The 12,632-nt window shown below is 59.4% G+C and carries 13 protein-coding genes; 5 read left to right on the forward strand and 8 right to left on the reverse strand.

What is annotated here, in order from left to right; genetic code table 11:
* Positions 1-117: 117 nt before the first annotated feature.
* Positions 118-1,647 carry a 2,3-bisphosphoglycerate-independent phosphoglycerate mutase gene (gene gpmI, locus LOY36_RS01570; protein WP_019581806.1) on the reverse strand — a complete coding sequence of 510 codons (1,530 nt, stop codon included), beginning with the start codon at positions 1,645-1,647 and terminating at the stop codon, positions 118-120.
* Between the two features lie 153 nt (positions 1,648-1,800).
* Here gpmI and LOY36_RS01575 point away from each other — a divergent pair, with 153 nt between their 5' ends.
* Genes LOY36_RS01575 through secB form a run of 3 tightly spaced genes read left to right on the forward strand, consistent with a single transcriptional unit; the run spans position 1,801 to position 3,012 of the window.
* The gene (locus LOY36_RS01575; RefSeq protein WP_018929205.1) at positions 1,801-2,214 is read left to right on the forward strand and encodes a rhodanese-like domain-containing protein; all 414 of its coding nucleotides are present in this window, start codon (positions 1,801-1,803) and stop codon (positions 2,212-2,214) included.
* Position 2,215: 1 nt separating this feature from the next.
* Positions 2,216-2,470, forward strand: a complete 255-nt coding sequence (grxC, locus tag LOY36_RS01580; RefSeq protein ID WP_007939440.1) for a glutaredoxin 3 — start codon at positions 2,216-2,218, stop codon at positions 2,468-2,470.
* Positions 2,471-2,526: 56 nt separating this feature from the next.
* Entirely contained in the window at positions 2,527-3,012 is a 486-nt protein-coding gene (gene secB / locus LOY36_RS01585) for a protein-export chaperone SecB (protein WP_007939439.1), read from the forward strand.
* 164 nt (positions 3,013-3,176) lie between these two features.
* Here secB and trmL read toward each other — a convergent pair whose 3' ends face one another.
* Positions 3,177-3,632, reverse strand: a complete 456-nt coding sequence (trmL, locus tag LOY36_RS01590; RefSeq protein ID WP_007939438.1) for a tRNA (uridine(34)/cytosine(34)/5-carboxymethylaminomethyluridine(34)-2'-O)-methyltransferase TrmL — start codon at positions 3,630-3,632, stop codon at positions 3,177-3,179.
* Between trmL and LOY36_RS01595 the strand changes: the two genes are divergently transcribed.
* Positions 3,631-4,071 (forward strand): hypothetical protein, encoded by a 441-nt coding sequence (locus LOY36_RS01595; RefSeq protein ID WP_018929203.1) that lies wholly within the window; start codon positions 3,631-3,633, stop codon positions 4,069-4,071. The two genes, trmL and LOY36_RS01595, sit on opposite strands and share 2 nt — an antisense overlap.
* Before the next feature lie 385 nt (positions 4,072-4,456).
* Here the strand turns inward: LOY36_RS01595 and ntrC are convergent, their stop codons facing one another.
* From ntrC to glnA, 6 genes are all read right to left on the reverse strand, one after another.
* A complete protein-coding gene (gene ntrC / locus LOY36_RS01600; protein WP_018929202.1) occupies positions 4,457-5,893 on the reverse strand; it encodes a nitrogen regulation protein NR(I) in 1,437 nt (478 codons plus the stop codon).
* A complete protein-coding gene (gene glnL, locus LOY36_RS01605; protein WP_018929201.1) occupies positions 5,890-6,975 on the reverse strand; it encodes a nitrogen regulation protein NR(II) in 1,086 nt (361 codons plus the stop codon). The genes ntrC and glnL overlap by 4 nt, the downstream gene beginning before the upstream one ends.
* Before the next feature lie 495 nt (positions 6,976-7,470).
* Positions 7,471-8,091, reverse strand: a complete 621-nt coding sequence (locus LOY36_RS01610) for a DUF4124 domain-containing protein (RefSeq protein WP_258672039.1) — start codon at positions 8,089-8,091, stop codon at positions 7,471-7,473.
* A complete protein-coding gene (locus LOY36_RS01615; protein WP_258672041.1) occupies positions 8,088-8,603 on the reverse strand; it encodes a DUF4124 domain-containing protein in 516 nt (171 codons plus the stop codon). Before LOY36_RS01615 ends, LOY36_RS01610 begins: the two co-directional genes overlap by 4 nt.
* Positions 8,604-8,704: 101 nt before the next feature.
* Entirely contained in the window at positions 8,705-9,253 is a 549-nt protein-coding gene (locus LOY36_RS01620; RefSeq protein ID WP_258672042.1) for a chorismate mutase, read from the reverse strand.
* Between the two features lie 134 nt (positions 9,254-9,387).
* A complete protein-coding gene (glnA, locus tag LOY36_RS01625) occupies positions 9,388-10,794 on the reverse strand; it encodes a glutamate--ammonia ligase (protein WP_019581810.1) in 1,407 nt (468 codons plus the stop codon).
* 328 nt (positions 10,795-11,122) lie between these two features.
* Here glnA and thiI point away from each other — a divergent pair, with 328 nt between their 5' ends.
* The gene (gene thiI, locus LOY36_RS01630; protein WP_258672044.1) at positions 11,123-12,577 is read left to right on the forward strand and encodes a tRNA uracil 4-sulfurtransferase ThiI; all 1,455 of its coding nucleotides are present in this window, start codon (positions 11,123-11,125) and stop codon (positions 12,575-12,577) included.
* Positions 12,578-12,632 lie beyond the last annotated feature (55 nt).

Raw genomic sequence — 12,632 nt, forward strand, 5'->3', positions numbered from 1 at the left:
GTACCAGGTACACCGCATGCAATGGTTTTACGACTGCTGCGCAGCCGAACGGGGGCAAGCCCCCTCACCACACAAGCCCGCTCCCACAGGGTTTGGCGGTGTTTTTGAAGAAGCGGATTACACCAGAATCGAAGTCCCGGTCATTTCCACAGGCTTCTCAAGCCCCAGCAACTTCAGCATGGTCGGCGCCACGTCTGCCAGCACGCCGCCTTCGCGAACCTTCAAGTCACGCTTGCCGACATAGATGAACGGCACCGGCTCGGTGGTGTGGGCAGTGTGGGCTTGGCCGGTGGAGGCGTCGGACATTTGCTCGACGTTGCCGTGGTCGGCAGTAATCAGGGCTTCGCCGCCGACTTTTTCCAGCGCCGTGACGATACGGCCGACGCAGGTGTCCAGGCATTCCACAGCTTTCACCGCCGCCTCGAACACACCGCTGTGGCCGACCATGTCGCCGTTGGCGTAGTTGACCACGATCACGTCGTAACGCTGGTTTTCAATGGCATCGACGATGCGGTCGGTGACTTCCGGGGCACTCATCTCGGGCTGCAAGTCATAGGTGGCGACTTTCGGCGACGGGATCAGGATGCGTTCTTCGCCCGGGAACGGTTCTTCGCGGCCGCCGGAGAAGAAGAAGGTCACGTGGGCATACTTCTCGGTTTCGGCGATGCGCAGCTGTGTCTTGCCGTTTTTCGCCAGGTAATCGCCCAGTACGTTTTCCAGGCTACCCGCAGCGAAAGCCGACGGCGCGGGGATGCTGGCGGCGTATTGGGTCAGCATGACGAAACCGGCCAGTTTTGGCTGGCGAGCACGTTCGAATTCCTTGAAATCGTCTTCGACGAACACGCGGGTCAGTTCGCGGGCACGGTCGGCGCGGAAGTTCATGAAGACCACGGCGTCGCCATCTTCGACCTTCACCGGCTCACCGATGCTGGTGGCTTTGACGAATTCGTCGCTCTCGCCACGTTCGTACGCGGCTTGCAGGCCTTCCTGGGCGGTGGCGGCATTGAATTCGCTGGCGCCATCGACGATCAGGTTGTAGGCCTGGGACACGCGATCCCAACGGTTGTCGCGGTCCATGGCGTAATAACGGCCAATGATGCTGGCGATCCGGCCTTTGCCGAGGGCCTGGAAGGTCGCGTCCAGCAACTCGATCGACGACTGGGCGCTTTTCGGCGGCGTGTCGCGGCCGTCGAGGAAGGCGTGCAGGTAGATTTTTTCGGCGCCGCGCTTGAAGGCCAGCTCAGCCATGGCGACCAGGTGGTCCTGGTGGCTGTGAACGCCGCCATCGGACAGCAGCCCCATGAAGTGCACGGCTTTGCCGGCAGCGACGGCTTTATCCACCGCGGCGCAGATGGTCGGGTTCTCGAAGAACTCGCCATCGCGGATCGCTTTGGTCACGCGTGTGAAGTCCTGATACACCACCCGACCGGCGCCGAGGTTCATGTGGCCGACTTCGGAGTTGCCCATCTGGCCGTCCGGTAAGCCGACGTCCATGCCGCTGCCCGAGATCAGGCCGTTCGGCACGGTGGCCCACAGACGGTCCAGTACGGGCTTCTTCGCCGCATAGATGGCGTTGGATTCAGGGCTCTCACTGTGACCGAAGCCGTCGAGAATAATCAGGACCAAAGGTTTAGGCGTGGTAGTCATGGATTCCACTCGTGGCTGAATTAAAAGAGGGCGATGGAAAAGGGAGTAGGAGTTTAAAGCTAAGTTCCGGCGCCGTCACCGCCGGACGGGGTTTGGCCCACCATAGTGGCTGTGTATACTGGCCGACATTTTAACGCCCTGGAACCTCCTTCGATGGTTGATCACCTGATTCAATTCGCCACCAACCACTACATTCTCGTGGGTATCTTCGTTGTACTGGCGGCCCTGCTATTGGCCTATCAGATGCAAGGCGGCGGCCGCAGCCTGAGCACCGGTGAACTGACCGGGCTGGTCAACAAGGACGCAGGTGTAGTGGTCGACATTCGTCCGACCAAGGATTTCGCCGCCGGTCACATCGTTGGCGCGTTGAACATTCCTCAGGACAAACTGACCGCTCGCGTCGGCGAACTGGAAAAGCACAAGGCCAAGACCATTATCCTGGTCGATGCCATGGGCCAGACCGCCGGTACTCATGCCCGTGAACTGGTGAAAGCCGGTTTCACCGCTGCCAAGCTGTCTGGCGGTATTTCCAGCTGGAAAGCCGACAATCTGCCACTGGTGAAGTGATATGAACAACGTCGTCGTCTATTCCAGCGATTACTGCCCTTATTGCTCGCGAGCCAAGTACCTGCTCGAGAACAAAGGCGTGGCCTTCGAAGAGATCAAGGTCGATGGCAAGCCGCAGGTGCGTGCCGCGATGGCTCAGAAAGCCGGGCGTACGTCCGTGCCGCAGATCTGGATCGGCAGCACCCACGTTGGCGGCTGTGATGATTTGTTTGCCCTGGAGCGCGCCGGCAAGCTCGACGCCATGCTCAAGGCCTGACTGCGTTACTTAGAAATAGCTAACCCTATAAGACCCGAGATCAGAAAGGATCTGAGATGACTGACCAACAGAACACTGCAGCTAGCGAAGAAGAAAACGCACCGCAATTCTCCTTGCAGCGCATCTACGTACGTGACTTGTCCTTCGAAGCCCCGAAAAGCCCGGCAATCTTCCGCCAGCAGTGGGAACCGAGCGTCGGTCTGGATCTGAACACCCGTCAGAAGGCGCTGGAAGGCGACTTCCACGAAGTCGTGCTGACCCTGTCGGTCACCGTGAAAAACGGTGAAGAAGTGGCGTTCATCGCTGAAGTGCAACAAGCCGGGATCTTCCTGATCAAGAACCTGGACGCGGCTTCGATGAGCCACACCCTGGGCGCGTTCTGCCCGAACATCCTGTTCCCGTACGCGCGCGAAACCCTGGACAGCCTGGTGACCCGCGGTTCGTTCCCGGCCCTGATGCTGGCCCCGGTGAACTTCGACGCGCTGTACGCACAAGAGCTGCAACGCATGCAGGCGGCTGGCGAGACTCCGACCGTTCAATAAAAGAAGTTTCGTTTGCTCCATGAAAAAAGCGCCTTCAAAGGCGCTTTTTTCATGGAGCAAACGAAACCTTCGTGTAGGAGCTGCCGAAGGCTGCGATCTTTTGATCTTAAAAACCAAAATCAAAAGATCGCAGCCTTCGGCAGCTCCTACGGAGGGCGTGTCTCTTACTTGAACCCGAGCTGGCGCCAGGCTTCGTACACCGCGATGGCCACGGTGTTGGACAGGTTCAGGCTGCGACAGCCTTCGCGCATGGGCAGGCGCAGGCGTTGTTCGCCGGGCAGGGCGTCGAGCACTTCGGCTGGCAAGCCACGGCTTTCCGGACCGAACAGGAAGGCATCGCCCTCGGCGAAGCTGGCATCATGGAACGGTCGCGAACCCTTGGTGGTAAAGGCGAACAGCCGAGGGTGGCCGAGGCTTTCCAGACAGCTGGCGAGGTCTGCGTGGCGTTGCAGGGTGGCATACTCATGGTAATCGAGGCCCGCTCGGCGCAGGCGCTTGTCGTCCATCTCGAAGCCCAGCGGTTCGATCAAATGCAGGTGGCAGCCACTGTTGGCGCACAGCCTGATAACGTTGCCGGTATTCGGCGGAATTTCTGGTTGGAAAAGGATGACGTGAAACATGCACGGCTCCGAAGGTAAAGATGAGCAGCATTCTACGCCGCAAGCGGATCCCCGTTCGAAACTATTCCTGCGGGTGATGGGTTCACTGGCGATTGTCGGGGTGATGGTGGGCCTGATGATCGGTCGTCTGACAGCGCCTGACCCCAGCGTTTTGCAGCAGGTCGAGGTGACCAATGATGGACTGGTGGTGTGGTTCAACAACGAACCCAAAACCCACGGCGAGTTGGTCGACGGCAGTGTCGCGCTGTTGTTCGAGGCTGAAGGCCGAGCACAGAAAGGTCAGCTCAAGCTCAACGGCAAGGACGTGAACTGGCGAACGCGATTGAGTGATGGGGGATTGTTGCTGACGGTGGTGGCGGCCCGGCCCCTGCAGGGCGACTGGGCCGGTAGCAAGGTCGATGACCGCTGGCGGCTGGAGATCCATCTCCGAGAGCAATAAAAGAGGGAATCCCCGGCCTGCCTGTACCAAGGACCCCAAAACGGGGGGCTCGTCGCTGTTGCGGTGTGAGCCCGGTGTAAAGAGGGGAATCCCCGGCCTGCCTGTACCAAGGTCCCCGAAACTGGGTAGTGAATCGAATCACTGATTGGACTATTGCAGGGGGCGTGCCAGTTTTTAATATGTTGAAACGAAAAGTCGCTGAGTAGTGCTGAAAGCCCCGTATTCCGGGGCTTTTGTGTTTTTGCAGTTCGGGTTTTGTTACGGATAAATCGAGGATTTCAAAGTAGATGCCGTGCGCGATTGCGGTTCACGGTGCATTGCGGCGGTGCACGGAGCGGCGATGATCATTCCCACGCGGGAGCGTGGGAATGATCAGGTGAAGGGATTAACCCTCATCCCCTTCATCATCATCCCCACCATCGACCTTCATCCCCAATTCCTTGATTTTGCGCGTCAAGGTATTGCGCCCCCAGCCCAGCAGTACGGCGGCGTCGCGGCGGCGGCCGGCGGTGTGTTTGAGGGCGGTTTCGATCATGATCCGCTCGAAGGCCGGTACGGCGCTGTCGAGCAGGCTCGATTGGCCACGTGCCAAAGCCTGGTCGGCCCACTGGCGCAGGGCCTGCTCCCAATTGGTTACCGGTGCTGAATCCTGCGGCAGGCTCAGCAGCTCCGGCGGCAGGTCGCTGATGTGTACTTCGCGACCTGAAGCCATCACGGTGATCCAGCGGCAGGTGTTCTCCAGCTGACGCACGTTGCCTGGCCATGGCAGGTTTTTCAGGTATTCCTCGGTTTCGCTTTTCAGCAGTTTCGGTTCCACCGCCAGTTCTTGCGCGGCGCGGCTGAGGAAGTGCTTGGCCAGGGTCGGGATGTCTTCGCGACGGTCCGACAGCCGTGGAATGTGGATGCGGATCACGTTGAGGCGGTGGAACAAGTCCTCACGGAATTTTCCGGCATGCACCAGGGTTTCCAGATTCTGGTGAGTCGCGGCGATGATGCGTACATCGACCTTCACCGGCACATGACCGCCGACGCGGTAAAACTCGCCGTCCGCCAGTACCCGCAGCAAACGAGTCTGGGTGTCCGCCGGCATGTCGCCGATTTCATCGAGGAACAGCGTGCCGCCGTCGGCCTGTTCGAAGCGCCCGCGACGCAGGTTGGCCGCGCCGGTGAACGCGCCTTTTTCGTGGCCGAACAGTTCGGACTCCATCAGATCCTTGGGGATCGCCGCCATGTTCAGTGCAATGAACGGCGAGGCCGCCCTTGGGCTGTGACGGTGCAGGGCGTGGGCCACCAGCTCTTTACCGGTGCCGGATTCGCCGTTGATCAGCACGGTGATGTTGGAGTGACTCAAGCGCCCGATGGCGCGAAACACTTCCTGCATCGCCGGTGCTTCGCCGATGATTTCCGGGGTGCGGGTCAGTGTCGGGACGACTTCCAGCCCTTGTTGTTCCTGAGCGTGTTGATTGGCGCGCTTGACCAGGGAAACGGCTTCGTCGACGTCGAACGGCTTGGGCAGGTATTCGAACGCGCCGCCCTGATAGGACGCGACAGCGCTGTCCAGGTCGGAGTGGGCAGTCATGATGATGACTGGCAGCCGTGGGTGTTGTTCGCGAATCCGCGCCAGAAGGTCCAGGCCGCTGGCACCCGGCATGCGAATGTCGGAGATGATCACGTCCGGCTGCTGGCGCGCCAGGCGGCTCATCACGCCATCGGCGCTGTCGAAGCTTTGCGTGGTCATGCCTTCCTGTTGCAAGGCTTTTTCCAGGACCCAACGGATAGAACGGTCGTCATCGACGATCCACACGGTTTCACTACGGCTCATGTCGATGTGGCTCCTTGTTCCAGTGGCAGAAAGATCGAGAACGTGGTGTGGCCTGGATGGCTGTCACATTCGATCAAGCCCTGGTGCTGGCTGATGATGTTCTGGGTAATGGCCAGGCCCAGCCCGGTACCGTCCGGGCGGCCGCTGACCATGGGGAAGAAGATGGTTTCCTGCAGCTCGGCGGGGATCCCCGGGCCGTTGTCGATGATCTCGATCTTGGTCACCAGGCGATGGCGCACGTGGCCGATGGTGAACTGGCGCATGGCGCGGGTACGCAAGCTGATGCGGCCAAGGCGCAGCTCGTTCTGGCTGCTGATGGCCTGCATCGCGTTGCGCACGATGTTCAACACGGCTTGAATCATCTGTTCGCGATCAATCAAGACATCCGGAATGCTTGGGTCGTAGTCGCGCACCAAAGTGATGCAACCCTGACTTTCGGCCTCCACCAACTGACACACACGCTCCAGCACTTCGTGGACATTGCACATGGCCAGCGACGGCAGCTTGTTGGAGCCGAGCATGCGATCCACCAGATTGCGCAGGCGATCGGCTTCTTCAATGATCACGTTGGTGTAATCGCGCAGGCTTTCTTCCGGCAACTCACGGGCGAGCAACTGAGCCGCGCCACGAATGCCGCCGAGAGGGTTCTTGATCTCGTGGGCGAGGCCACGCACCAGCATTTTGCTGGTTTCCTGCTTCGACAGTTGCGCCTCTTCCTTGGTGATCCGCAGGAGGCGGTCGCGAGGATGAACCTCCAGCAGCAGCATCGTGTCGCCATTGCTCAGGATTGGCGTCACGGCGTAGTCGACGGTCAAGGTCTGGCCGGTGAGGGCGGTGAGCATCGCTTCGCGCTTGGTGAACGGGTGTGCCTGCTCGACTGCCTGGCGCAGGGAGTTCAGCGCTTCGGTGGACTCGGTGAACAACTCACTGATGAACTGCCCATGGCTACGCTGGCCGCTGATGGCCAGGAGCATTTCCGCCGCCGGGTTCATGTACTCGAGGCGCAGTTCGGCGTCGAGCAGGATGGTGGCGGTGGTCAGGTTGTCGAGTAGCAAGCGGTGTAGTGCGTCGCTAATGGTCATAGTAGGGCGTGCTCACCGTAAATGGCGAATCGCGTTGGCGCTGTGATCGCGCCAGGCAAGGCGTAGGACGCAGAGAATGGCGTTCCCTTTTCAAGTCCTACAACGCAGCATGGCGCGATCACAGCGCCAACCCGAAGGGCAAAGCCCCACGAGACGCAATCCGTCGTTATTCGTCGTTCATTTGGAGCAACCAAACTTCTCTCCTCATGCCTAGTCTTGCGTCTCGTGGGGCTTTGCGCGATCGCCATTTACGGTGAGCACGCCCTACTCCCTCTTTTGGAGCAGGGCATGCGCATGAATAACGCGCCGGTATGAGGAAAATGCAAAAACCAAACCAAGGCTCCGAAAAGAAGCGTTTAGAGCCTGAAACTGGCGTTTTACGCTCGTTTGCATGGCGTTCTGCCAGTTTTTTCGGGTACTTTCGAACCAAAATGGGTTGAGATGTGGGTATGGTGCAGATTGTTGCACCAATATGGTGCGCAAACCTGAACGAAGTTAGAAGAAGGGTAGGAAGGAGCTTCTTTCTTCTTCAGGCCTGTCTTTGAGGGGGCATTCGGGCCGTTGGCCGTAGTCGGTGAGGGTGCAGGGTTTGACCTGGCGTTTCTGCGCCAGGGAAATGCGCAGCATGTGGAACGGCTGATTGGCCGTGCGTTCGACGGTGCGGCCCTGTTCGTCGAGGATTTCCACCGATAGGTTGTGACTGCCGCGGTCGATGTTGCTCAGGGCGAACACCGGGCTGGGGCCGGGCTCGGCGGTGGGCTGGCCGTCCAGCAGCAAACGGTAACGATGACCCTGTTGCAGGCCGGGTTCGCTGGTAACGCTGACGATCAATTCACCGGCACTGCTACGGATCGTGGCATCCGGTTCCGGCACCAGCACCCGAAGCATGTCGTAATGAAACAGTGGTTTGGCCGGGTTTGTTTTCGCAGCGGTCATGGGCGCTGCGCCACTCGGGTTGGCTGACATTCGATTGCTTGTCGCCAACGGCACACGTTTGGCGTTGCGGGTGCCCGGCTGATCGGTGAAGACCCGATTACCCTGAGCGTCGATATATGTGAAGACTTCGGCCATCGCCGGCAGGCTGACCAGGCACGCGATCAACAGCCAGGCCCTCAAGGTTTATGCACCCGTTGGACGGTGAGCGTCACGGTGGGGCTCTGTTGCACGACGTTTTGCCCGTCGATCACCTGAACCGCAAGGTTATGTTCGCCACGGTCGATGTTCACCAGTTGCAGGGTCGGCACGTTGCTCGGCTGGCCGTAGGGTTGACCGTCCAGTAACAGCCTCAATCGATGAGTGCCTTGCAGGCGTGGATTGATCAATACGCTGACGGTGAACGTGCCGTTGTTGGCGCGCAAGGCTTCTTCGGAGGGCAGGCCGCTCAGCTCCAGCACCTGATAGGCGCTGTGCGGTTGGTCACGGCTACTGGCTTGCGCAGGTGCTACCGGCTCGCTTGACGACTGGCGCTCGACGCTGTTGAGCGGTGGCAATTCGACCGGCCGGGCTTTGACGCCGTCGGGCGGCTGATTGCTGTAGGCGGTGTTGCCATTGGCGTCGGTGTACTTATAGATCTGCGCAGCGGCGGGCAGGGCGATCAGTACGAGCAGGCATAACAACAATGAGCGCATTGCAGGCTTCCATTGGCCGTTGGGCAAGTGTCCGGCCCTGTTCCGTTCGTGGCGACTAAGCGCTGAGCATAGAGCACATCAGCGCATGTCGGCAGGCCGGCTCAGCGGCTGGCGCTGCACAACTCAGCGCTGGCGCGTACCTTGGCGAGCTCGCGCAGAGATACTTGGTTGCCGGTTTTATTGGCCTTGGCCAGCCAGGACGGGCACTGCGGGTCGTTGCGATAAGGGCTGAAATCGGCCAGTTGTTGCAGCAGGCGTTTTTGTAACTGATCAAGTTGCGGGCGGATCTGCCCGACGAGGTCGGGGCGAGGGTCGTTGGGAGCCTTGCCTTGCGCATGCCAGTCAGACAAATGCGCGTATTGCACCAGTTTGTTGGCCTCGATCTGCGCCGAGAAGAACTGTTCGACGGCTTCGTTGCTCAATTTATAAGCAGGTGCCAGGGCAACGGCGCCGGCAATCACCTCACGCTCGCGCTGACGGTCCTCGACGGGTTTGCCGCTGTCCCATTTGCTCAACGCGACTTGATCGGCAATCGCCAGGCGCTCCTCGATGGTGCCAAGCAGTGGGGCGAGGGCGGCAGGTGCCGGGCTGGCAAAGGCGCTGTTGGCCAGCAAGGCAGTGAGCAAGGCAAGGCATGGGCGTAGGCGCATGGGAGATCTCGGCTTTATCGGATGACGGGCATGATGCACGCAACCGGGCATCCGATGACAGACGTTCGCCCACAAAAAAGGCCTCCCGAAGGAGGCCTCTCTTTTGTCGCGCCGCGTGACGCGGCGCTACCGGATCAGCAGCTGTAGTACAGCTCATATTCCAGTGGGTGTACGAAGGTACGAACCTTGATTTCTTCTTCGCTTTTCAGAGCGATATAAGCGTCGATGAAGTCGTCGCTGAAAACGCCGCCTTTGGTCAGGAACGCACGACCTTTGTCCAGCTCTTCCAGGGCTTCTTTCAGGCTGCCGCAAACTTGTGGGATCTCTTTCGCCTCTTCAGGCGGCAGGTCGTACAGGTTTTTGTCAGCTGCGTCGCCAGGGTGGATCTTGTTCTGGATGCCGTCCAGGCCAGCCATCAACAGTGCAGCGAAGCCCAGGTACGGGTTAGCTGCTGGATCCGGGAAACGGGCTTCGATACGGCGAGCGCGAGGGCTGGACACGTAAGGAATACGGATCGAAGCGGAACGGTTGCGAGCCGAGTACGCCAGCATTACTGGAGCTTCGAAACCTGGGACCAGACGCTTGTAGGAGTTGGTCGACGGGTTGGTGAAGCCGTTCAGAGCCTTACCGTGCTTGATGATGCCGCCGATGAAGTACAGAGCGGTGTCGGACAGGCCGGCATAGCCTTCGCCAGCGAAGGTGTTCTTGCCATCTTTGGCGATGGACAGGTGAACGTGCATACCCGAACCGTTGTCGCCGTACAGAGGTTTGGGCATGAAGGTCGCGGTGCGGCCGTATGCGTCAGCTACGTTGTGTACGCAGTATTTCAGGGTCTGAACTTCGTCAGCCTTGGCAACCAGGGTGTTGAACTTCACGCCGATTTCGTTCTGACCGGCAGTCGCCACTTCGTGGTGGTGAACTTCGATGACCAGGCCCATTTCTTCCATGGCGTTGCACATGGAGGTACGGATTTCGTGGTCGTGGTCGAACGGCGGAACCGGGAAGTAGCCGCCTTTGACGCCTGGACGGTGGCCTTTGTTGCCGCCTTCCACGTCCTGGTCGGACATCCACGAACCTTGTTCGGAGAAGATTTTGAACATCGAGCCGGAGATGTCGGACTTGAACTTCACTTCGTCGAAGATGAAGAACTCAGGCTCTGGACCCACAAATACGGTGTCGCCGATACCGGTCGACTTCAGGTATTCCTCGGCACGCTTGGCAATCGCCCGTGGGTCACGGTCGTAGCCTTGCATGGTCGAAGGCTCGATCACGTCGCAGACCAGGATCAGGGTCGGCTCTTCGGTGAACGGGTCGAGAACGGCAGTGGTGTCGTCCGGCATCAGGATCATGTCGGAAGCTTCGATGCCTTTCCAGCCAGCGATGGAGGAACCGTCGAACATTTTGCCTTCTTCGAAGAAAGCTTCATCCAGCGCATCGCGAGCCGGCATGGTCACGTGGTGCTGAGTGCCTTTGGTGTCCGTGAAGCGCAGATCAATCCACTTGACGTCATGATCTTTGATGAGTTGAACCGACTTCGACATAGTGTCCTCCGGGTGGCTTAGGGCTAGTAGTGGATGCCCTTATATGTGGGTGATGCCGGCGCGAATACTCTGCCATGGCAACCTGCCTCACAAGGGAGCAAATTGCATGCCAGTGCCTCATCATGGGTTTTTTGCCCCAATATCACGCTTATAAGGGGGCGGCGCACCATAAAGCGCAAAATCTCGCCCTGTAATGTAGCGTCGAATTCCATAAATGACCTGTTTTGGTGCGCGCAAAACCTTCTGCACATTAACTGGTTAAACCTTGAGCAATTTCCGCTATAATCCGCGCCCCCCTTTTTCGGCTGGCCCTGCGCGCGCTGTTTTCATGAAACTAATCGTAAAAGTCTTCCCCGAGATCACCATCAAGAGCCGCCCGGTACGGATGCGTTTCATCCGCCAGTTGGCCAAAAACATCCGTACCGTGCTCCGCGATCTGGACCCGGCCGTGGTGGTGAACGGTGTGTGGGACAATCTCGAGCTGGAAACCCGCGTCAGCGACCCCAAGGTCCTGAAAGAGATGGGCGAGCGCCTGACCTGCACACCGGGCATCGCGCACTTTTTGCAGATCGACGAGTACCCGTTGGGCGACTTCGACGACATCGTCGAGAAGTGCAAGCAGCACTATGGCGATGCGCTGGCCGGGAAGATTTTCTCGGTGCGCTGCAAGCGTGCGGGCAAGCACCCATTCAGTTCGATAGACATCGAGAAATATGTCGGCAGCCAGTTGCGCCGCCAGTGCGGTGCCGCCGGGATCGATCTGAAAAAGCCCGAAATCGAAGTGCGCATCGAAGTTCGCGACCAACGGTTGTTCGTGATCCACAGCCAGCACAACGGCATCGGCGGTTATCCGCTCGGCGCCCTGGAGCAGACGCTGGTGCTGATGTCCGGCGGCTTCGACTCGACCGTGGCGGCCTACCAGATCATGCGCCGCGGCCTGATGAGCCACTTCTGCTTCTTCAACCTGGGCGGACGTGCCCACGAATTGGGCGTCATGGAAGTCGCGCATTTCATCTGGAAGAAGTACGGCAGCTCCCAACGCGTGTTATTTGTCAGTGTGCCGTTCGAGGAAGTGCTGGGCGAGATTCTCGGCAAAGTCGATAACAGTCATATGGGCGTCGTATTGAAGCGTATGATGTTACGCGCCGCGTCCAGTATCGCTGACCGGCTGCACATCGATGCGCTGGTCACCGGCGAAGCAATCTCCCAGGTATCGAGCCAGACGCTGCCGAACCTGTCGGTGATCGACTGCGTGACCGATAAACTGGTGCTGCGCCCGCTGATCGCCAGCCACAAGCAGGACATCATCGACACGGCCAACGAGATCGGCACCGCCGATTTCGCCCGGCACATGCCGGAGTACTGCGGGGTCATCTCGGTCAATCCGAAAACCGCGGCCAAGCGCTACCGCGTTGAACACGAAGAGAAAGAATTCGACATGGCGGTGCTCGAGCGTGCGCTCGAAAACGCCAAACTGGTGCCGATCGATCGGGTGATCGACGAATTGGGCCAGGACTTGCAGATTGAAGAAGTCAGCGAAGCGCTGGCGGGCCAGATCATCATCGACATCCGTCACCCGGATGCCGCCGAAGACGACCCGCTGGAGCTTCCTGGCATTGAGGTACAAACGATGCCGTTTTATGCACTGAACGCTCGTTTCAAGGAACTGGACCCTACTCGCCAGTACCTGCTGTATTGCGACAAAGGCGTGATGAGTCGCCTGCATGCCCACCATTTGCTCAGTGAGGGGCATGCCAATGTGCGCGTTTATCGACCGAGCTAAGTGCCCGGGGCTGTTTGCCTGTGGCCTGCGTCACCGGCCCCCCGACACCGCCGTC

The sequence above is a fragment of the Pseudomonas sp. B21-019 genome, assembly GCF_024749225.1.
GTDB lineage: Bacteria > Pseudomonadota > Gammaproteobacteria > Pseudomonadales > Pseudomonadaceae > Aquipseudomonas.